The following is a 21,928-nucleotide window of genomic DNA, read 5'->3' on the forward strand; positions in this document are numbered from 1 at the left end:
CATGCTGCAGCCAAAGAGGTTGTGGCTTAAACTGTATTTTCAATCATCAGACATGACAAAAAAAATAAACATTTTTGGCCACCTGAATGCCGATTTCGCTTCAGGCCTTGTAGTATTCCTGGTCGCTTTGCCCTTATGCCTTGGTATTGCACTGGCATCCGGTGCGCCGCCTCTTTCAGGCATCATAGCCGGAATAATCGGAGGTATAATAGTTGGTTTCCTGAGTAAATCGCATTTAAGCGTTTCCGGGCCGGCAGCGGGATTGACCGCCATCGTACTTACTGCGATAACAGATTTTGGCGCCTTTGAGATTTTCCTTTCGGCCGTATTGGTTGCCGGAGTGATCCAATTGATCCTTGGATTCGTCAAAGCCGGAACCATTTCGAATTATTTCCCGAACAATGTCATTGAAGGGATGTTGGCTGGAATCGGGATCATTATCATCCTAAAGCAATTGCCGCATGCCGTAGGCTACGATTCAGATTTTGAAGGAGACGAAAAATTTGTCGAAACCGACGGATCGAATACCTTTTCAGCCATCATGCATGCATTCGATTATGTGCAGCTCGGCGCGATTATCATTACGTTGATTTCGATAGCCATACTGATTTCATGGGACAAAATAGGTTTCCTCAAACGACTCAAACTGGTTCCAGGACCTTTGGTTGCGGTGGTGGTGGCCATTTTGCTCAATGAGTTCTTCAAGGCGAGTTTTCCAGGATTGGAAGTGTCCGGAAACCATTTGGTGAAACTACCGGTTCCGCAGAGTTTTGAAGATTTAAAGAATATTATCGTTTTGCCCGATTTTACGGCATTCGGAAATTCCAAAGTCTGGATAACAGGTGCAACCATTGCCGTCGTAGCCTCAATCGAAACCTTGCTTTGCATCGAAGCTGCCGACCGGATGGACGTCCAGAAGCGATATACCGATACCAATAACGAACTCAAGGCTCAGGGAATCGGGAATATTATCAGTGCCATGCTCGGCGGTTTGCCAATGACATCAGTTGTGGTACGTACCTCTGCGAACAATAACGCAGGAGCCAAAACCAAGATGTCGACAATAATCCACGGTGTTCTATTGCTGATTTGTGTATTGAGCATTCCGTTTGTTTTGAACCTGATTCCACTTGCAACGCTTGCCGCGGTCCTGATTCTCGTGGGTTACAGGCTTGCTAAACCGGCTATTTTCATGCACTTCTGGCATCAGGGGAAATACCAGTTCATTCCTTTCGTGGCCACGCTGATTGGGGTTGTGTTTACCGATTTATTGAAAGGTGTCGCACTCGGGATCATCATCAGCATCATTTTCCTCATCAAAGGAAATCTCAAACGGGCGTATAATTTCCGAAAAGAACAATATGAGGACGGTGATGTGATCCATATTGATCTGGCACAGGAAGTTTCGTTCCTTAATAAAGCTGCAATCAAGACCACATTGGGAGAAATTCCGGCGAATTCAAAAGTCATCATCGATGCATCTGATACCGTTTACATTGCCCACGATATCCTCGACCTGATAACCGAATTTAAAGATGTACGCGCCCCTGAAGAAAATATCAGGCTCAAATTAAAAGGATTCAAGAAGGCTTATAACCTCGAAAATTCAGAAAATACTTTTAATAATGTTACCTTGCAGCATAGATCGGAAGCTGTAAAACGCCTTCAGGAAAAAGAAGAAAAAGATAAATCCAAATTTTAAATTACATTACAAACTATAATTAAATCATGGAAGATTTCTATAAAAAAATACTGGACAACAATCAGGAATGGGTTCAAAAATCATTGGAAAAAGACCCGGAATATTTTACGCATCTCGCCAAGGAACAAAAGCCGCCGTTGTTGTGGATCGGATGTTCGGACAGCCGCGTGCCTGCAAATGAAATCATCGGTGCCAAGCCGGGCGATGTATTCGTTCACAGGAATATTGCCAATATGGTCATCCATTCGGATATGAACATGCTCAGTGTGCTCGATTATGCTGTCAATGTGTTGAAAGTAAAACACGTTATCGTATGCGGACACTACGGCTGCGGTGGTATCAAAGCGGCTATGGGCAACCAATCCATCGGCATCATCGACAACTGGATTCGCCATATCAAGGATATTTACAGATTGCATCATCAGTACCTTGATTCCATCATAAACGAAGAAGACCGTTTCAAGGCTTTCGTGGAACTGAACGTTAAAGAGCAGGTTTTCGACCTTGCCAAAACATCCGTGGTACAAGGCGCGTGGGGCAGAGGACAGGAAGTCACGCTCCACGGTTGGGTTTACGGTCTCAATTCCGGGTATGTTACAGATCTTGACGTCAACCTGAGTTCACCTGACCAACTCGATAAAGTTTATCAGTTGCAATTCGCAAAGTAAATTCAAAACCGCTGTAACAGGCGGTTTTTTTATTCCGTTTCGCTGTTTTCGTTAAAAGCGGATGGAAGCAGTTGCGGTATGAATTTAATCAGGATCGGCATCAATAAACTTCCGCCGGGTAATAAAAATATGGTCAGTGACGGAATGCTTTTACAAATGTCGAGCAACTGTTTGCGTACTTTTTTCTTTTCCTTTTCATCCAAATCTCTTGTAGTGGAAGCCGCAAGCAATTTTACCAATTCCCCGCTCTGGCTGATTTCGCGTGCAAGGCGTTTTTTGTTCCGATTGATGAGTACCGTCACATTATCGCTCATGTGATCGTAAAAATGCTTGACCGGATTCGAATACCGGAAATACGAGATACGCGATTTATTTTCAGTTATGAAGGCATCTGAAGTTTTGAGGCTTTCGCGGATGTGATTTTCAGATAAGCCGATTGATTTGCCCAGCTGGAACAAAAAGATACTTTCCTGTGGTTCAACGACGGCATCGCTGTACAAAGCCAATCCAGCCATGTCCAGCAGGTAATACCGCTCGAGTTCCGAGGTGAAAAAATCAAGCGGAAGCGTATCTGGCGTGCGTTTCGAGATTTCAGAATAACTGCCGAACCGCAACGAAGAATCAAGCAATTTGATAAGCAGTTCATCATAACTCGATTTACCGGATTTGGTCTGGAGCGCAATAGAAACGATTGAAATAATAAGTTCTTCAGATCGTTTCAGGTATTTGGCCGGAAGTTGCTCGTGCTCGAGAAATTTCTGATAACCAAGAACGTCGAGAAACAACAACGCATTCGTTACAATATGCGAAAAGTTCTTGCTGACGATATTGTCATTGGTCTGGACACGGTCATCCAGGATGCGTTCCAGCTGTGCACTTTTATGATTTCCGGGAAGTATTTTATGAATGAAATTGAAACCTTTGGGATTCATTTCCCGGTAATAAGAGACGGTCTTTGAGATAAATTCATCTGCAGTCGCATTCGGCCGGAAATACAAATGAAGCCGATACAATACAATCAATAAGGCCAGTTTTGACTTTTCATCGTCAAGCCAGCCCGAGGCATCGATATCTTTTTCGGTGTAAAAGGAAAGGATGTATCCGTATATAAAACCAGTTTTCCTTACATCGCTGTAAAATTCGCTGAGATTCGCCGACGGGCCATCTGTGCCTTCAAGTAGAAAGAATTTGTCGATCCAGCCATGTACCGATGGGTTTATCATGGCCACAAAGCTACGGCTTTCCTTTGCAAAAAAAAGGACCGCTGTTCGCGATCCCAATGTTATTATTTGATGATTCCCGCACAGGCTACCCGTCCACCTGCATCTCCTGTAGGCTGGGTAACGTAATCGTCGGCTTTTTCGTGAACGATTAACCCTTTGCCAACAATGTTCTTTGTTTCGTCGTTACAACTGATACACCATTCGGAAGTAGTTAGCGTTACTGTACCGTTTCCGTTTTCGTCTGCTGCAAAATTTCCTATATCGCCCTTGTGGTATTCACCCGAACCCCATTTTCCGTGTTTCTTGAAAGTCGGGTTCCAATGCCCGCCGGCCGAAGCGCCTTTGGGATCTGAACAATCTGCTTTTTCATGGATGTGGATGGCGTGGATTCCGGGTTTGAGGCCTGTGATGTTTGCTGTGAACGTGACTTGTCCGTCTTTTTCGGTGAATTTGGCGTCACCGGATACGTTACTACCGCTTTTCGGTTCGAGTTTGAGCGTAATTTCTTTCGAAGGTGTAGCTGACGATTTGTCCTTTGTGCCTGAATTGCAGCTTGTCAAAAGACCGATGGCGCAAGGTATGAGTAGCAGATATTTCATGATTTTGTTATTTAGTGTCTTCTCAAAAGTAACGAAATATACCGCTTGGCTTTGGTCGGCTTAACACGGCTTTAACGTGTCGGTCAATCAGCAAAGAGTACATTTAAGTATCAATACGCTTTAGATGAAATTAAATTCAGGTTACCCTTTCTGGCTTATTCGCGACGGACTTCCGTTTACGTATCCCAAATTAGACAAAGACATTTCGTGCGACCTATTGATTCTTGGCGGGGGCATTTCCGGCGCTTTGGTAAGATACAGTTTGATTCAGGCCGGCTTGGATCCCGTACTGATCGATGGAAGAACGATTGGCTTGGGAAGCACCTGCGCCAGTACAGCGCTGCTTCAATATGAAATCGATACACCGTTGCACCAGCTTCGCGAAATGATCGGAATCGAAAAAGCAGACCGGGCGTTTCATTTGTGCAATCAGTCCATAACCGATATTGCATCCATCGCCAATAAAATAGGCCATTCAGATTTTGAATACAAGGACAGCCTGTATTTTGCAGCGTATAAAAAAGACGTCCCTTTTCTTAAAAAGGAATTTGAAGCCAGGAAACAGGCAGGTTTCAATGTGAAATGGATTGATGAAAAAGAGGTACGTGATGCATTTGGTTTTTCAAGTCCGGCTGCGATTTTGTCCCATCACGGCGCCCAACTCGATGCCTATGCGTTTGCCCATTCGCTGTTGCAACAATGCCCCGATTGCCGCATTTTTGACCGTACGCCTGTGGTTCAGGTCGACCATCATGACAAAGGCGTGACGCTGACGACAGCATCGGGAAACACCATAAAATGCAAGACGCTTATTTATGCCACGGGTTATGAAGTGGAACAGATGCTAGGGCCTTCTGTCGTGAAATTATTATCAACCTATGCCGTGATTAGCGAACAATACAACAAATCCGATTTTTGGAATGACGGCACATTGCTTTGGAACACAGCCGATCCGTATTTGTATTTAAGGACGACTTCTGATGGACGGATATTAATCGGCGGACGCGACGTAGACTTCTACAATCCGGCCAAACGCGATAAGATGCTTCCGAAAAAAGTGCGTCAATTAACTTCGGATTTCCAAAAACTGTTTCCCGACAAAGCATTCATCCCCGAATTCAGTTGGACAGGAACATTCGGATCTACTAAAGATGGATTGCCTTACATCGGTAAGCATCCGGATTATAAAAACGCTTATTTCGCTTTGGGCTTTGGCGGAAACGGAATTACGTTCAGCCAGGTCGCCGCGGTTATCCTTGCCGATATTTTAACCGGACGCGAAAATCCGGATGTCGATTTGTTTTCTTTTGGCAGGTGAATCTCAGCTGATGCGTTTTTTATTGATTGAAATGACCCATTCCCGTTTGCCGCAAGAAGGACAAATATGGGCATCGGTCGGCTTTATCTCTTCGGTGTGTCCGCAAAAACTGCACGAATAAATTCCTTTTGAAAGTATCTGCAAATGACGTTCGGCATACAATTCCGGCCAAATCGGAAGTCCGTACTTTACCTTTTCGTCTTCATAATAAAACAGGCTTATGTTGCCGGAGACTTCGATGATCGCTTTTTCGATCTGACCCAGATGCGAAACGCTGTTTTGTCGCATCTCTGCAAAAAATTCATCATAACCCAGCGGTTCTTTGTCAAAATTCGCAATCGAGAATTTTCCGTTGTCGATGAGGCATATGGATTCACCTTCTATCAGTTTTTCTATATATTCATTCTTGAAAACCAAATAGGTGGTGAGTTTATACATGAGGATGATGACGAAAAACACCATGACCGCATTCAACAAGCCTACTTCTTTATAGAACATGGGATCACCGGCTGCCGATCCGAAACTGATGATGATGACCAATTCAAAGACCGATAATTGTTTTACGCCCCTTTTTCCCAGAAAACGCAAAGCCGCAAGGATTACCAGATACATAATCGCTGTCCGAATGACTATTTCCCAATGGAATGTCCAATCTTCATCTCCTTTGAACATTTTGAGGATATCTAAACCGGGATTTGACTGTAACGATAATGGCATAAAACGCTATCTTTAAATTGTTAAAAAAGTACGAGAAATTGTATTAAAGCACCTCGTCGAAATTTCACTTATATTTACATAAAATCATTCCTCAATGAAATTATACTTAAAATTTGACACCAACCATGCCTGCCGCGTTATTTTGCAGGAAAAGATGCAGGAATTCGGAATCGACTATGAACTCAAGGAATTGGGCGAAGTGGAAATCAAAGGTAATTTACCTGCCGATGTCCAGAAAAACCTTGAAGCTGCGCTCGAGCATTACGGCATCCGGATGGTCAACAATCATAAGAATACGCTTATTGAAAAGACAAAGGACATTATCGTCGAAATGATTTATGAAAAGGAAAAACTGCCTAGCACGAATATCTCAACGTATCTGGCTGACAGGCTCAACCACAGCTACGGTTATATTTCAAACCTGTTTTCAGAAGTCACTTATTCTTCCATAGAAAACTTTATCATCATCCAGAAAATCGAGCGCGCCAAACAGCTTATCATAGATGGTGAATTTACATTGACAGAAATATCATATCAGCTCAATTACAGCAGTGTGGCCCACTTGTCGAATCAATTCAAGAAAACAACGGGGCTTACACCGACTTCTTTCCAGCGTATCATAAAAAAGAGGGCCGACACGAAGTAAATTTCTGTAAATTTAGTGCCTAACTATCAGGTACAAATGTCTTTATCTAATTTACGGGTGCTTTTGGCAGATGACGATGAGGATGATCGTCTTTTTTTCTGTGATGCTATTCGCGAAATTGATTCGTCTGTAGACATAACCTCTGTTTCCGACGGACAACGGCTGATGGATTTTTTATCAGTTTCTTCGGTTTCACTTCCCGATATTTTGTTCCTTGATATGAACATGCCTTGTGAAAATGGCAAAGAATGTCTTAAGGAAATTCGCGAAGCGGCCCATTTAAAAAACTTGGTCGTCATTATTTACTCTACTTCAGGAGACGAGAATCAGGTTGCCGACGCATTTGCAATCGGAGCTAACGGATACATCAAAAAGCCAAATGATTTTTCTTCGTTGAAACAGGTCGTGGCAGAAATGCTTCTGATAAATTGGAAATCATCCGTAAAAAGCCAGCCAAAAATCATCCGTCTCAATTAAACAAGCAAAAAGTCTGTAAGGATTATCAGATATCCTGTAACGGATAGCGATGCAAAGAATCCCAATTTTGTAAAAGAAGCTGGTCGCGAATCCGGCTTCCAGAAACAACACATCAATAACTAAATACAAAATTCATCATGGGAAATCTATTGTACACCATCGCCGTAATTCTTGTCATTATTTGGGCAATTAGTTTTTTAGGCGGATTTTACACCGGTGGAATAATCCACATTTTACTTGTCATTGCGATTATAGTTGTATTGCTCAGAATCATTCAGGGCAAAAAACCACTTTAAAAAGAAACATTCATTAATTTAATTCATAGAAATCATGAGCAATCAAAAAGCACTTATAGGCCTGTTTGCAGGAGTTGCGATAGGAGCAGCGTTAGGCGTACTTTTCGCACCGGATAAAGGAAGCGCAACCCGCAAAAAAATCAAAGACAAAGGCAACGATCTCAAAAACGACGTTACGAGCAAATACGATGATATTGTAAGTGCGGCACAAGACAAACTTGACGCTGTAAAATCTAAATTCAACGATTATACTGGAAAAGCTGAACGTGCCGTGCAAAACGGGGCTGATGCTGTAAAACAATCGGTATAACCACAAAGCAAAATCGGGAAGACCTGTCAGCAATGTCAGGTTTTTTTATGCAATAAAATTGTCCCAGTTTAAAATTCTGTAAGCATTCAAAAGAATGGTGTAACAAATGTGAACGCCAATCGACCCATCTTTGTAATGTAGATCATCAATATCTCAAAGGGACTACAATAAATGTTTGTTTGGTTTTTGCTGAAGCGTTGTCACTCAAAACACGTTTCGCAAGTAAAAGCGGCCACTTCCTCAAGGCCGCTTTTTTATTTTGTAAGTTTTTGGTTCGGAAGATCGGGAGTTCGGAAGAGACAGGAAAGACCGAAAAGTCGGGAAAGTCAGAAAAGACTGAAAAGCCTGGGAAACATCGGGTTAAATAATTTAATTCAGAAGCATGTTCCGGCCGGCCGCTTCAAGTTGTTTTCCACGCTTTTGTTTTTAGTCGGTTTTGCAAGAGCTTCCGTTGGTCGCTTTGCAAAAGCCGCTAAAAACAAAAAGCCCGGTGCAACAAGCTTTGCGCTTGCGTCCGGGCTAGGCTTTGATGTATGTTGGACTATTTCGATTTTTCGCCCACAAAGTAATCGCTCTGAAGTTTGAACAATACGTTGAAAGTAGTCAACGATCCATAAATCCGTGTGATATATTGTTGCAATTCAACCTTTTCAGAATTATCCAAGTTGCTCGCATTGATCTTTTGTTCCATCACACGCAACCGGTCACGAACCATTACGATTTTATTGAAGAATGTGTCAATCGGCACATCTTTTCCCTGTACGCCACTTTGTCCGGGTTCAAGCTTGAGGTTCCCGTTTTTCCATTTGTCGGCCATAGGAACCGCTTCGGTAGTATCTGACCAACGGCGCAGGATTGATTTAAGCGTTTTTTCCACATCATAAAGGCTTATTGTATCGACTTCATTCTCCGATGCTTCTATGACTTCAAACGTGTCGTCAAGTGCAATCGTTTCGAGTCCGTTATCTATAAATGTGACCCAATAATCTTTGGACGAAACGTTTGTGATTACACCTTTTCCGTATTCCGGATGATTGATTCGCGAGCCTATTCCAAGTAATTTCATAGTTTGAGATTTTTAGGCAAGTAAACAACTCTTTTGAATCCGTGCAAATCATTATTGCTTAAATTTAAGATAACTTAAATGCGTGCATCATGAAAAGACTGATATTCTTGGGATTGTCCGTGTTGGCAATCGGTTGTAAATCGTCGGGAACTTTATCTGTAAATTCAACCGCCGACGGAAACTGGGAACTCGAATTCATATCGGCACCCGGAAAAACCATCGAAGATCTATATCCGGAAAACAAACCGACGCTTCAGTATTCAGCCGCAGACAAACGCGTCTCTGGTAAAAACGGCTGTAACAGTTACAGCGGAACAGTAGCAATGGAAAACGGAACAGCTTTATTCGGAACGGCCCAATTTATTTCAACCCGAATGTTCTGTCCCGGCGATGGTGAAAAGACATATATGGCCGAATTGTCCAAAATAAGCCGTTATTCCATTTCTGAAGATGGAAAAACCCTCACACTCATCATGGGCGATATTGCAACCATGCGATTCCACCGCAATTAAAAACGCCTCTGGAAAAGAGGCGCTTTATCTAAAGTTATGATTATGAAAATCAGAAAGTGTATGCGTTATCTGCTATCACTTTTGCGGCAATCGTTTCGCGTAAAGCCACTACATTCGGTAGGTTTTGGTATTTAGTGAATCTGCGTAAGCCCATGAGCATCATACGCTGCTCGTCTCCTTCGCTGAAAGATGCGATTCCTTCACGGCCTTTTTGAGCAATTGTATCAACGGCGTTGTACAGGTACAATTTTGCCATCGCAATCTGTGCTTCACAAGCAGCTTCTCCTTTGGTTGCAACCATTTTCTCTGTTCTCAACACCGTTGATTCAGCCAGATAAATCTCGATCAGCATATCGGCAGCGGCCATCAATAATTGCTGATGCGAATCCAGATCCGGTCCATATTTTTGGACTGCGGCTCCGGCAACCATAAGGAACGATTTTTTCAATTTACCAATCAGTTCTTTTTCTTCCGAGAATAAAACCGAATAATCCGGTGTCTCGAAATCCGGGATTCCCATCAATTCTTCCTGGACTTTCATGGCAGGCCCGAGCAAATCGACATGGCCTTTCATGGCTTTTTTGACAAGCATTCCAACGGCGAGCATACGATTGATTTCGTTGGTTCCTTCATAAATCCTTGAGATACGGGCATCGCGCCAGGCACTCTCCATTGGTGTTTCTTCTGAAAAGCCCATTCCTCCAAAAATCTGGATTCCCTCATCGGAACAATGCTGCACGTCTTCTGAAACGGCAACTTTTAAAATCGAACATTCGATTGCGTATTCCTCAACGCCTTTTAGTTCGGCATCCTGATGCGATTCACCCGCAGCTTCCCTCGCAGCGATACGCTCCTGAATGTCGTGCGCGGCTCTGTAAACGCCAGATTCTCCGGCATAGCAAGAAGTCGCCATTTGGGCTAATTTAGATCTTATCGCTCCGAAATTGGAAATCGAAGTATTGAACTGGATACGTTCGTTGGCATATTTAGTAGCTTCTGTCGTAATCCTTCTTTGGGCATCGAGACAAGCGGCGGCTAATTTAATCCGGCCCACGTTCAGGGCATTCATAGCGATTTTAAAACCGTTTCCTCTTTCAGACAACATGTTTTCAACCGGAACTTTAGTCTCGTTAAAGAAAACCTGACGTGTAGAAGAGGCGCGGATCCCAAGTTTGTGTTCTTCTTCACCTAAAGTGATTCCGTTCGACGGATCGTTTTCTACGATAAAGCCTGTAATGTTCTTATCGTTTTCAATTCTTGCAAATACGATAAAGACACTGCAGAATCCGGCGTTTGAAATCCACATTTTGGCGCCGGTAATCGAATAGTATTTTCCGTCTTCAGATAATACCGCTTTCGTTTTTCCCGAGTTCGCATCAGATCCGGCTCCGGGTTCCGTCAAACAATAGGCACCGAACCATTCACCCGAAGCAAGTTTAGGGACGTATTTCAGTTTCTGTTCTTCGGTTCCATATAATGTAATCGGCATAGTCCCGATTCCCGTATGAGCGCCAAAAGCAGTCGAAAACGAGCCGGTCGCGCCTGAAATATAGTCACACACCAAAGCTGTATCGACAAATCCGAGGCCCATTCCGCCGTAAGCTTCAGGAACTGCAACACTCAAAAAACCCATTTCGCCGGCTTTACGCATCGAAGCTTCGGTATACGCATAGTCTTTATGCTCGAATTTGTCTTTGTGTGCCCAAAGTTCCTTATCGGTGAATTCCTTGACGGAATCACGCATCATGAGTTGTTCTTCGGTGAAATCTTCAGGGGTGAAAATGTCCTGGGCTTTGGTTTCTTTTACCAGGAATTGACCGCCGCGGGTTACATTTTTTTCGATAGTCTCCATAATTTTATTTGATTTTGCCACGAAGTTTAAAGTAGTTCATACACACCAGCCGCGCCTTGTCCGGTTCCCACACACATCGTCACGATTCCGTATTTGTCGCCGCGTCGTTTCATTTCATCAAAAAGTTGCACCGATAATTTAGCTCCTGTACAACCAAGTGGATGCCCCAATGCAATAGCACCACCGTTGACATTTACGATTTCCGGATTGATGCCGAGTTCACGGACAACGGCCAGCGATTGACTTGCGAAAGCTTCATTCAGTTCGAAAAGATTGATCTGGTTCAAATCCATTCCGGCTTGCTTCAAGGCTTTTGGAATTGCTTTTACCGGTCCGATTCCCATAATCCGAGGTTCCACTCCGGCCGATGCAAAACTGACCAGGCGCGCAATCGGTTCCAGATTCAGTTCCTTGACCATTTCTTCGCTCATGACAAGCACGAAAGCTGCTCCGTCGCTCATTTGGGAAGATGTTCCTGCAGTGACAGATCCATCGGCTGCGAAAACAGGTTTCAACTTTGCCAATGCTTCACGTGATGTGTCGGCACGTGGGCCTTCGTCTTTGGTGACCGTGTAGGAACGTGTTGCTTTTTTGCCTTTGTCGTCTATGTAAACTTCATCGATTGTAATCGGCACGATCTGGCCGTCGAATTTTCCTTCAGCCTGAGCTTTCAAGGCTTTCTGGTGCGATTGAAATGCAAATTCATCCTGATCTTCACGGGAAACATTGAATTGTTGGGCGACAGCTTCTGCCGTCAATCCCATATTCCAGTAATAATCTTCATGTCCTTCCTTTGCGACTGCAAAATCGGGCACGGGTTTGTATCCGCCCATTGGAATGAAACTCATGCTTTCCGCACCTCCGGCAATGATGCAATCGGCCATTCCGCTTTGGATTTTAGCTGTTGCCATGCCGATTGTTTCGAGGCCGGAAGCGCAATATCTGTTGACCGTAACTCCCGGAACATCGTCTATTTTCAAGCCCATCAGAGAAATCAATCGGGCGAAGTTCAGGCCTTGTTCCGCTTCCGGCATGGCATTTCCGACCATGACATCATCGATACGTTTTTTATCCAATTGCGGAATATCTTTCAATAAATATTCAATGGTTTCTGCAGCCAATTCATCCGGGCGTTTGAACCGGAAAACCCCGCGAGGTGCTTTCCCGACTGCGGTTCTGTATGCTTTTACTATATATGCTGTTTTCATTTTAGTTTCTTAAAGGTTTGCCTTTGGTGAGCATAAACTGAATTCTTTCGAGCGTTTTTCTTTCGGTGCACAGCGATAAAAAAGCTTCTCGTTCCAAATCCAGCAGGTATTGTTCCGTTACCAAAGTCGCTTCTGACAAATCGCCTCCAGCCATCACATAAGCCAGTTTATTCGCTATTTTTTTATCGTGTTCCGAAATGTAATGTCCGGCTTCCATACTGTCGGTTCCAACGAGGAACATTCCAAGGGCTTGTTTTCCGAGGACTTTTACGTCTTTGCGTCTGATTGGTTTGGTGTAACCGGCTTCGGCCAAGATCAAAGCGTGTTTTTTCGCTTCGGCAATCTGTCGTGACTGATTGACCACAACAATGTCTTTTCCTTTTTGCAGGATTCCGGTATCGAATGCTTCATAAGCCGAAGTCGATACTTTCGCCATCGCCACAGAAAGGAAGTATTCCTGAAGCACGTTGAGTTCGACATCGTTCTTATGGAATTGATCTGAAGCACGAAGCGCCATTTCTTTTGATCCGCCACCGCCCGGAATCACACCGACACCGAATTCAACAAGACCGATGTAGGTTTCTGCAGCCGCAACGACCTTATCCGCATGCATGCTCATTTCGCAGCCGCCGCCCAAGGTCATTCCGTGAGGTGCCACGACAACCGGAATTCCGGAATAGCGTACACGCATCATTGTATCCTGGAACAGTTTGATTGCCATATTGAGTTCGTCGTATTCCTGTTCTACAGCCATCATGAAAATCATTCCTATGTTGGCTCCAACGGAGAAATTCGCACCTTGGTTGCCGATGACAAGTCCTTGGAAATCTTTCTCGGCAAGGTCGATTGCTTTGTTGATTCCCGTCAGCACATCGCCACCAATCGTATTCATTTTGGAACGGAATTCAAGATTGATGATGCCATCGCCCAAATCTTCAATGACAGCGCCTGAATTGCTCCAGACTTTTTTGGTCTCGCGAATGTTGTTCAGGATAATGAAAGCATCTTGTCCCGGAACTTTTTTCTGTGATTTCGATGAAATATCGTAATAGCATGTCGCTCCGTCTTTAATGGTATAGAATGATGTGTTGCCCGATGCCAGCATATCGTCGATCCAAGAAGCATACGTCAGGTTTTCGGCTTTTAGAAGCTCGATTCCTTTTTCTATGCCGACTGCATCCCATATTTCAAACGGACCGTTTTCCCAACCAAAGCCGGCCTTCATGGCATCGTCGATTTTATACAAATCGTCAGTGATTTCAGGGATTCTGTTTGAAACATAAGAGAACATTCCGGCGAAACTCTTGCGGTAAAATTCTCCGGCTTTGTCTTTTCCGCCAATCAAAACCTTGAATCTGTCGATTGGCTTGTCGATGGTTTTGGTCAGTTCCAGCGTGGCAAACGATGCTTTTTTCTGCGGCCGATATTCCATCGTATCCAAATCGAGCGACAAAATATCCTTGTCGACTTTCTTGTAAAAGCCTTGTCCGGTCTTGCTTCCGAGCCATTTGTTTTCCATCATGGTCTTGATGAAATCGGGCAACTGGAACCACGGCCTGGCTTCGTCATTCGGCGCGCCTTCGTATAATCCGTTGGCAACATGGACCAGCGTATCCAATCCGACAACATCTACAGTTCTGAAAGTTGCCGATTTCGGTCGTCCGATAACAGGCCCGGTCAATTTATCGACTTCCTCAATCGTCATTCCCATTTCTTTCACGAGATGGAACAAATGCTGGATTCCGAAGATGCCGATTCTATTTCCGATAAATGCCGGTGTATCTTTAGCGACAACGGTCGTCTTTCCAAGGAATTTTTCTCCGTATCCGTTTAAAAACGACAATACTTCGCCATCGGTTTTTGGACCGGGAATGATTTCGAAAAGTTTTAGGTAACGTGGTGGGTTGAAAAAGTGGGTGCCGCAAAAATGTTGCTGGAAGTCTTCGGATCGGCCCTCACTCATAAAATGAATCGGGATTCCGGAAGTATTTGAGGTGATGAGTGTGCCTGGTTTTCTGTATTTTTCAATCTGCTCGAAAACGAGTTTCTTGATATCTAATCTTTCAACTACGACTTCTATGATCCAGTCTGCATCGGCGATTTTGGACATATCATCAGTAGTGTTTCCGATTGAAATCCTCGAAGCGAACTTTTGATGGTAAATAGGCGAGGGCTTGCTTTTTAAGGCATTCTGAAGATGATCGTTGACGATTCTGTTTCGGACAACTTTGGATTCAAGCGTCAGGCCTTTTTTGGTTTCGGCCTCTGTCAATTCTTTAGGTACGATGTCGAGCAGCAGGACTTCGACGCCGATGTTGGCAAAATGGCAGGCGATTCCGGATCCCATGATTCCGGATCCGACGACGGCTACCTTATTGATACTTCTTTTCATTAGTGACTTATTTGTCTTCGTTGAAAATATTTTTTTCCTGTATGAGTTCGTTGATCACGTCTGTCACTTCTATAAAATGACGCAATTGTTCTTCTGTCAGTTTTTCTTTGACCTTTTCGTTGAAGCGAAGCACGTTGTTGCGCGACAAATCTCTTTTTTCACGCCCGAATTCCGTCAATCGGATCAAAACCCCGCGGCCGTCGTCCGGATTTTTATGGCGTTCGATCAGGCCTTTGTCTTCCATAGACTTCAATGTTCTGGTGAGGCTTGTGGCTTCCATTCCCATTTTAGGCCCAAGGGCTGTTGATGGTGTTCCTTCTTCGCGATCTATGCTCAGCAAGGCAAAACCTGTTGCCATTGTTGCACCGTATTTGGCAGCTTCCTCATTATACATTCTGGAAACGGCCTGCCAAGTGGCCCTGAGGATATAATCTATAGTACGTTCTTTCATACGAAATCGATTTCAAATATAACAAAAAGTATTATGCGTGCATAATAAATAATAAAATTTAACGGTGACTTAAAAAAATAACTCCCATGAGGAGTTATGATTTTGGACCGTATATTTTCTGATACAGGTCTTTGTATTTTTCAAGGATATTTTTTCTTTTCAATTTCAGTGTCGGGGTAAGTTCGCCTCCTTCGATAGACCAGATGTTTGGTGTTAATTCGAATTTTTTGACTTTTTCCCAGTTCCCGAACTTGTCATTGATTTTCTCGACTTCTTCCGAAATGCGTTTCAAAACCGCTTCATTGCAAACAATATCTTCCTGTTTGTCCGTGATTTCCACATGATGGATGCGCGCCCAGTCTTTTACGAATCCAAAATTCGGCTGTATAAAAGCGGCCGGCATTTTTTCACCTTCACCTATCACCATGACCTGTTCGATGAAACGCGATTGTTTGAGTGCATTCTCGAGCAATTGAGGCGCAATGTATTTTCCGCCCGATGTCTTGAACATCTCCTTTTTGCGGTCGGTGATCTTAAGGAATCCGTCTTTGTCGATTTCGCCAATGTCGCCGGTATGGAAATAGCCATCAGTAATAACTTCAGCCGTTTTCTCCGGAGCTTTGTAATAACCCATCATAATGCTCGGGCCTTTGACCAGGATTTCTCCGTCCTGAGCGATTTTGACTTCGACGTTATCAATCGGTTTTCCCACAGTTCCGACGCGGAAATTCCCATGTCGTAAGTCGTTGACGGCAATTACCGGAGACGTTTCAGTCAACCCGTAACCTTCCATGACTGGTAATCCGGCGGCTACAAAAATCCGTGCGAGTCGTGGTTGCAATGCGGCGCTTCCCGAAACCATCAGGCTGAGTTCCCCGCCCAACGCTTCTTTCCATTTGCTGAAAATTAACTTTCGGGCCATACCGAGCTGGAATTCATACCACCAGCCGTTTTTTCCATATGGTTCGAAACGTTCGCCCAGAGAAAGTGCCCAGAAGAATAATTTATGTTTGATTCCGGTCAGTTCGGTTCCTTTGGCGTGGATTTTTTCGTAGACTTTTTCCAGAAGACGCGGAACGACTGTCATCACGTTTGGATGGACTTCATTGATGTTCTCGCTGATTTTTTCGATCGATTCGGCAAAGTAAATCCCAACACCGTAATATTGATACAGATAAACTACCATACGTTCGTAAATATGGCAGATAGGCAGGAAGCTCATCGCGATGGTTTCGCCGGCATTGAAGGGAATCCGTTTTTCGCTTCCCAATACGTTCGCGACGATGTTTTGGTGCGACAGCATAACGCCTTTGGGTTGTCCGGTGGTTCCTGAAGTGTAAATAATCGTTGCCAGATCTTCAGTCTGAATGGCATCTTTACGGGCATCGACTTCATATTGGTTACTTTCGTCTTTCCCCAGTTCGAGCAATTCTTCCCAGTTTTTGCATCCGATGATATCGTCAAAGCAATAGATTTCCTTTAATTCCGGAAGCCGGTCGCGCACCTGATTGACTTTTCCGAGCAATTCGGCATCTGACACAAAACAATAGGAAGCGCCGCAATGTTCAAGGATAAAGTGGTATTCTTCTTCTGAAATAGTCGGATAAACCGGAACGTTCTGTGCGCCTGTCTGTAAAATTCCGATGTCCAGAATGTGCCATTCGGTTCGATTACTTGAAGAAATGACGGCAATCTTATCGTCTTTTTTGATTCCCAAACGAAGCAAGGCGCGTGAGATGGCGTTGGCTTTTGCCAGATATTCATCTGTCGAAGTATTGATCCATTGGCCATTTTTCTTGGTCACCAGTGAATCGGCAATTTTATAATTCTTTTGCTGATGATAGGGAAAATCGAACAGTCGTTTGATAGCTGACATTGGGTTTGAAATTTTCGGTAAATTATTAAAAAAAGGCTTCCGAATTTGGTAAAGCCTTTATAAATCCTTCAAATATTGGGAAATCTGAAAGTGTAGTCGATTCTGTAATGCTTTTTTGTCAGACCAAACCTTGCATGACACACATCTTGATTAGATGTGCCACGTTTTTTGACTTCGATTTTTCAAGGATGTTTTTTCGATGTTTCTTTACAGTATGTGGGCTTATGAACATACGATCTGCAATCTCTTCACTGTCGAATCCATCACCGAGTAACCGGATGACCTCTGTTTCCTTTGGTGAAAAACGCAATGAAGGCGTATTTTCTTCTTCCATTGAAAGATTCAGGAAAGACGGTTCCCCATCAAGCCCTATAAGCGAAAGTTTGAGATTGTTGAAGTCGGTCAGGTGATCTATCCGTGTATGGATGTTGATCGCTTTGCCGTAGCCGCCGTTTGGCCCAAGCGTTAGCATGAGCGACTGGTGATTGAACAACGCATATGCTCCATTCTTCAGACGGATCCGGAAATTGTAGTTGGATTTGTACTTCATGAGTTTGGACGGATGCACGTTCTTATGGAAAAATTGTCCCATGAATGCTTCCATACGCGTTATGTAATCTACATCGTCCGGATGAAAAGCTTCCAGAATGTCCTGGAAACGAACCTTATTTACATCAAAACCGAGAATATCTTCCATGGCCGGATGGATATTCGATAAGGACATATCGGTAAAATCGATCACATAATAATAAAAAGGGCCAAGGCTGATAATTGAACTTGCCAGTTCGTTGAAAGAAACATTGCGTTCTGTTCCTATTATGCCTCGATTCGGGTCATTATCCCAGGTTTCAAATAGCCCGGAGAGTTCTTTCTTCATAGTCTTTTGGGGCGCGTCGCGAATTCAGCAATAATAGACAAAGGCTTTCGTATTTGAAAGCCTTATTTGTCATCGTTTATTTGTTTTCAATCCATTTCCTGGCATTGACAAAAGCTTCCACCCAAGGAGAAACCTCATCTTGGCGTCCGTCTTCATAATATGCCCAGTTCCATGGGAAAGTCGAGCGCTCTATATGCGGCATTGTAACCAAATGGCGTCCTGTAGCATCACACATCATCGCGACTTCATAAGCGGAACCGTTTGGATTGGCAGGATAACCCTCGTATCCGTATTTAGCCACCACATTGTAGTTTTCTTCTGAAAACGGCAGTTCGAATTTGCCTTCTCCGTGTGAAATCCATACGCCAAGCGTGCTTCCTTCAAGGGTGGATAGCATCACCGAATTGTTTTTCTGGACTTTGACCGATGTAAACCCGCTTTCGTGTTTGGCCGAATCGTTGTGCAGCATCCTCGGTTTCACATCGTGTTCCGGATTGATGAGGCCGAGTTCGATAAATAGCTGGCATCCGTTACAGATCCCGACCGACAGCGTATCTTCACGTTTGAAGAAATTCTCCAAAGCCGATTTTGCTTTCTCGTTATATAAGAAAGCGCCGGCCCAACCTTTGGCAGATCCCAATACGTCTGAATTCGAGAAACCTCCCACGGCACCAATGAACTGGATGTCTTCCAACGTTTCACGACCCGAAATCAGGTCGGTCATGTGTACGTCCTTCACATCGAAACCGGCAAGGTACATGGCGTTTGCCATTTCGCGTTCAGAGTTCGAACCTTTCTCGCGTATGATTGCCGCTTTTGGACGATTTGTCGGTGTTACAGGTGCTTTTCCGTCAAAGTGTTCAGGAAAAGTAAACTGCAACGGCTGGTTCTTATAATTTTCGAAACGCTCCTTTGCTTTTTGTTCTCCCGATTGTTTTTTGTCGAGCAGATAGGACGTTTTGAACCACGTGTCTCTCAATGTAACCACATCGAATGCATGTCGTTCCGATTGATTTTTTACTGATACGACAGCATCCGACGTCACATTTCCAATCTTGAAAAACGGAATATCCTGATTGCCCAATACTTCTTCGACCGATGCATCGGCCTGAAAAACTATCCCCGGATTTTCGGCGAACAAAACTTTTATGGTATCGTCCTGATTCAAACCGGACAAATCGATGTCTAGACCTAATTCTGTATCACTAAAACACATTTCCAAAAGTGTCGTGATCAAACCGCCGCTTCCAATATCGTGACCAGCCTGTATCTTTCCGTCTCCAATCAGCTTTTGGATCGCATTGAACTTGCGTTTGAACAAAGCGGCATCGGTAATATCCGGAGCGTCGTTTCCTAATTTATTAAGTATTTGTCCAAACGAGGAACCTCCGATAGAAACATCCGTCTGTGAAAAATCCATGAAATAAATTGCACCGCCATTCTTTTTGGCGACAGGCTCTACGACTTTCGTGATATCGGTACAATTTGCACCGGCAGAAATAATCACTGTTCCGGGAGCAAGTACGTCACCATTGGGATATTTCTGTTTCATCGACAGTGAATCTTTTCCGGTCGGGATGTTGATGCCCAGTTCGATTGCAAATTGTGAACAGGCTTCGACGGCTTCATATAAGCGCGCATCTTCACCCTCATTCTTGCAAGGCCACATCCAGTTTGCCGATAGTGAAACACCGTCAAGTCCGTTTTTAAGCGGCGCCCAGATGATATTGGTCAATGATTCCGCAATGGCGATACGGCTTCCGGCAGCGGCATTTATGATGGCGGTAGCAGGAGCGTGGCCAATTGAGGTCGCAATGCCTTCTTTTCCGTTGAAATCCAATGCCATAACTCCAACATTGTTGAGTGGAAGCTGCAAAGGTCCGGCACATTGTTGTTTGGCGACTTTTCCGCCGACGCAACGGTCGACTTTATTCGTGAGCCAGTCTTTACACGCAACGGCTTCGAGTTGTAAAACAGATTCGACGTAAGATTGTAATTGATTTATATCATAATCGGCTGATGCATAGTTACGTGCAACAGTCTTGTCTTCCATGATGGTTTTTGGAGACGACCCGAACATTTCGTCGATTGCCAGATCCATAGGGGCAAGGCCTGTCGTTTCTGATGCGATCGTAAAACGTTGATTGCCTTTGATTTCACCAACATTGTACATAGGTGAGCGTTCGCGATCGGCTACTTTCTGAAGGAATTCGATATCTTTTTCGCCAATCACAAGACCCATTCTTTCCTGTGATTCGTTGCCGATGATTTCCTTGGCAGATAAAGTCGGGTCGCCGACTGGAAGTTTATCGAGGTTTATGGTTCCGCCGGTTTCTTCGACAAGCTCCGACAGACAGTTCAAATGTCCGCCTGCTCCATGATCGTGGATGGAAACGATAGGGTTGTGGTCGCTTTCGACAAGTCCGCGTATGGCGTTTGCGGCCCGTTTTTGCATTTCAGGATTTGACCTTTGGATGGCATTGAGTTCGATTCCGGAACCGAATGCTCCCGTATCGGCAGATGAAACCGCAGCGCCGCCCATTCCGATTCTGTAATTTTCACCACCCAAAACAACGATCCTGTCGCCGGTTTGTGGTTTCTGCTTTTTGGATTGATCTGCTTTTCCGTAGCCGATACCGCCCGCAAGCATGATGACTTTGTCGAAAGCCAGTTTGCGGTTTTCCTCTTCGTGCTCGAATGTCAAAACCGAACCTGTAATAAGGGGCTGCCCGAATTTGTTTCCAAAGTCTGAAGCACCGTTAGACGCTTTGATCAGGATGTCCATTGGGGTTTGGTATAGCCAGTTACGCTCAGCCATACCGTTTTCCCAGTTACGGCCTTGTTCCAAGCGTGAATAAGCTGTCATGTAAACGGCGGTTCCGGCCAATGGTAACGAACCTTGTCCACCTGCCAAACGGTCGCGGATTTCTCCGCCTGAACCGGTTGCGGCTCCGTTGAAAGGTTCTACCGTTGTGGGGAAATTATGGGTTTCGGCCTTGATTGAAATGACCGAATCAAAATCTTTTTTATCGTAAAAATCCGGTTTGTCGGCAGATTTCGGGGCGAATTGTTCTACGCGCGGGCCTTTGATGAACGCTACGTTGTCTTTATAGGCCGAAACGATTTCGTTTGGATTGGCTTCAGATGTCTTGCGGATCATCTTGAAAAGCGAAACCGGTTTCTCTTCTCCGTCAATCACGAAAGTCCCGTTGAATATTTTGTGGCGGCAGTGTTCCGAATTGACCTGTGAAAACCCGAACACTTCCGAATCGGTCAGTTTGCGTCCGATATTTTGTGAAAGTGTCTGTAAATATTCTACTTCATCGGCACTCAAAGACAAACCTTCCTGCAAATTGTAGGCGGCGATATCGTCGATTTCAAGGATTGGTTCCGGTTTGATATCGATTGTAAAAATATCCTGGTCCAGAGTTGGATACTTTTGGGAAAGCATCGGGTCGAATCCATCGTAAGACGAATCGACTTTTAAGAATTCCTCAATCCGGATGATGCCTTCTATTCCCATATTCTGGGTAATTTCTACGGCATTCGTACTCCAGGGCGTAATCATGGCGGCACGTGGGCCAACAAAAAAATCCGTCAGAGCGGATTTTTCTATTTTATGTGCGTCGCCAAAAAGCCAGTTGAGTTTAGATACGGTTTCCTGTGAGAGCGCGTCGTTGCTTTGGACTGCAAAAACAATGTCGCTTTGGTTCCCGAAAAAGTGGATCATGGTAATAG

19 protein-coding genes are annotated in these 21,928 nt (G+C 44.3%); 8 read left to right on the forward strand and 11 right to left on the reverse strand.

Annotated features, from left to right (window positions below; translation table 11 throughout):
- The first annotated feature begins 52 nt into the window (after positions 1-52).
- Positions 53-1,702 carry a SulP family inorganic anion transporter gene (locus tag G6047_RS04745; protein WP_169526336.1) on the forward strand — a complete coding sequence of 550 codons (1,650 nt, stop codon included), beginning with the start codon at positions 53-55 and terminating at the stop codon, positions 1,700-1,702.
- Between the two features lie 26 nt (positions 1,703-1,728).
- Positions 1,729-2,370 carry a carbonate dehydratase gene (can, locus tag G6047_RS04750; protein WP_169526337.1) on the forward strand — a complete coding sequence of 214 codons (642 nt, stop codon included), beginning with the start codon at positions 1,729-1,731 and terminating at the stop codon, positions 2,368-2,370.
- A 29-nt stretch (positions 2,371-2,399) separates the two neighbouring features.
- Here can and G6047_RS04755 read toward each other — a convergent pair whose 3' ends face one another.
- Positions 2,400-3,593 carry an LETM1-related biofilm-associated protein gene (locus G6047_RS04755; RefSeq protein ID WP_169526338.1) on the reverse strand — a complete coding sequence of 398 codons (1,194 nt, stop codon included), beginning with the start codon at positions 3,591-3,593 and terminating at the stop codon, positions 2,400-2,402.
- A 62-nt stretch (positions 3,594-3,655) separates the two neighbouring features.
- On the reverse strand, positions 3,656-4,192 hold the full coding sequence (locus tag G6047_RS04760) for a superoxide dismutase family protein (RefSeq protein ID WP_169526339.1): 537 nt from the start codon (positions 4,190-4,192) through the stop codon (positions 3,656-3,658).
- Positions 4,193-4,316: 124 nt separating this feature from the next.
- On the opposite strand from G6047_RS04760, the gene G6047_RS04765 reads away from it, so the two are divergent.
- Positions 4,317-5,510: an NAD(P)/FAD-dependent oxidoreductase gene (locus G6047_RS04765; protein WP_169526340.1), complete on the forward strand. Its 1,194-nt coding sequence runs from the start codon at positions 4,317-4,319 to the stop codon at positions 5,508-5,510.
- Between the two features lie 3 nt (positions 5,511-5,513).
- Here the strand turns inward: G6047_RS04765 and G6047_RS04770 are convergent, their stop codons facing one another.
- A complete protein-coding gene (locus G6047_RS04770) occupies positions 5,514-6,227 on the reverse strand; it encodes a YetF domain-containing protein (protein WP_169526341.1) in 714 nt (237 codons plus the stop codon).
- Between the two features lie 94 nt (positions 6,228-6,321).
- Here G6047_RS04770 and G6047_RS04775 point away from each other — a divergent pair, with 94 nt between their 5' ends.
- From G6047_RS04775 to G6047_RS04790, 4 genes are all read left to right on the forward strand, one after another.
- Positions 6,322-6,873 (forward strand): helix-turn-helix domain-containing protein, encoded by a 552-nt coding sequence (locus G6047_RS04775; protein ID WP_169526342.1) that lies wholly within the window; start codon positions 6,322-6,324, stop codon positions 6,871-6,873.
- 36 nt (positions 6,874-6,909) lie between these two features.
- Entirely contained in the window at positions 6,910-7,350 is a 441-nt protein-coding gene (locus G6047_RS04780; RefSeq protein ID WP_169526343.1) for a response regulator, read from the forward strand.
- A 137-nt stretch (positions 7,351-7,487) separates the two neighbouring features.
- Positions 7,488-7,646: a lmo0937 family membrane protein gene (locus G6047_RS04785; RefSeq protein ID WP_169526344.1), complete on the forward strand. Its 159-nt coding sequence runs from the start codon at positions 7,488-7,490 to the stop codon at positions 7,644-7,646.
- 34 nt (positions 7,647-7,680) lie between these two features.
- Positions 7,681-7,956, forward strand: a complete 276-nt coding sequence (locus G6047_RS04790; protein WP_169526345.1) for a YtxH domain-containing protein — start codon at positions 7,681-7,683, stop codon at positions 7,954-7,956.
- Between the two features lie 541 nt (positions 7,957-8,497).
- Here G6047_RS04790 and G6047_RS04795 read toward each other — a convergent pair.
- Positions 8,498-9,022, reverse strand: coding sequence for a hypothetical protein (locus G6047_RS04795; RefSeq protein WP_169526346.1), 525 nt, complete (start codon positions 9,020-9,022; stop codon positions 8,498-8,500).
- An 89-nt stretch (positions 9,023-9,111) separates the two neighbouring features.
- Between G6047_RS04795 and G6047_RS04800 the strand changes: the two genes are divergently transcribed.
- Positions 9,112-9,534 carry an META domain-containing protein gene (locus G6047_RS04800; RefSeq protein WP_169526347.1) on the forward strand — a complete coding sequence of 141 codons (423 nt, stop codon included), beginning with the start codon at positions 9,112-9,114 and terminating at the stop codon, positions 9,532-9,534.
- A gap of 49 nt (positions 9,535-9,583) precedes the next feature.
- On the opposite strand, the gene G6047_RS04805 is transcribed toward G6047_RS04800, so the two are convergent.
- From G6047_RS04805 to purL, 7 genes are all read right to left on the reverse strand, one after another.
- A complete protein-coding gene (locus G6047_RS04805; protein ID WP_211165382.1) occupies positions 9,584-11,386 on the reverse strand; it encodes an acyl-CoA dehydrogenase family protein in 1,803 nt (600 codons plus the stop codon).
- Positions 11,387-11,412: 26 nt separating this feature from the next.
- Positions 11,413-12,594, reverse strand: a complete 1,182-nt coding sequence (locus tag G6047_RS04810; protein ID WP_169526348.1) for an acetyl-CoA C-acyltransferase — start codon at positions 12,592-12,594, stop codon at positions 11,413-11,415.
- Position 12,595: 1 nt separating this feature from the next.
- Positions 12,596-14,986 carry a 3-hydroxyacyl-CoA dehydrogenase/enoyl-CoA hydratase family protein gene (locus G6047_RS04815; RefSeq protein ID WP_169526349.1) on the reverse strand — a complete coding sequence of 797 codons (2,391 nt, stop codon included), beginning with the start codon at positions 14,984-14,986 and terminating at the stop codon, positions 12,596-12,598.
- Positions 14,987-14,993: 7 nt separating this feature from the next.
- On the reverse strand, positions 14,994-15,437 hold the full coding sequence (locus G6047_RS04820) for a MarR family winged helix-turn-helix transcriptional regulator (protein WP_169526350.1): 444 nt from the start codon (positions 15,435-15,437) through the stop codon (positions 14,994-14,996).
- 94 nt (positions 15,438-15,531) lie between these two features.
- Entirely contained in the window at positions 15,532-17,313 is a 1,782-nt protein-coding gene (locus tag G6047_RS04825; protein ID WP_169526351.1) for an AMP-dependent synthetase/ligase, read from the reverse strand.
- A 118-nt stretch (positions 17,314-17,431) separates the two neighbouring features.
- Positions 17,432-18,190 carry a LuxR C-terminal-related transcriptional regulator gene (locus tag G6047_RS04830; protein WP_169526352.1) on the reverse strand — a complete coding sequence of 253 codons (759 nt, stop codon included), beginning with the start codon at positions 18,188-18,190 and terminating at the stop codon, positions 17,432-17,434.
- Positions 18,191-18,266: 76 nt separating this feature from the next.
- A complete protein-coding gene (purL, locus tag G6047_RS04835; RefSeq protein WP_169526353.1) occupies positions 18,267-21,920 on the reverse strand; it encodes a phosphoribosylformylglycinamidine synthase in 3,654 nt (1,217 codons plus the stop codon).
- Positions 21,921-21,928 lie beyond the last annotated feature (8 nt).

It is taken from the genome of Flavobacterium silvaticum, assembly GCF_012911565.1.
Lineage (GTDB): Bacteria > Bacteroidota > Bacteroidia > Flavobacteriales > Flavobacteriaceae > Flavobacterium > Flavobacterium silvaticum.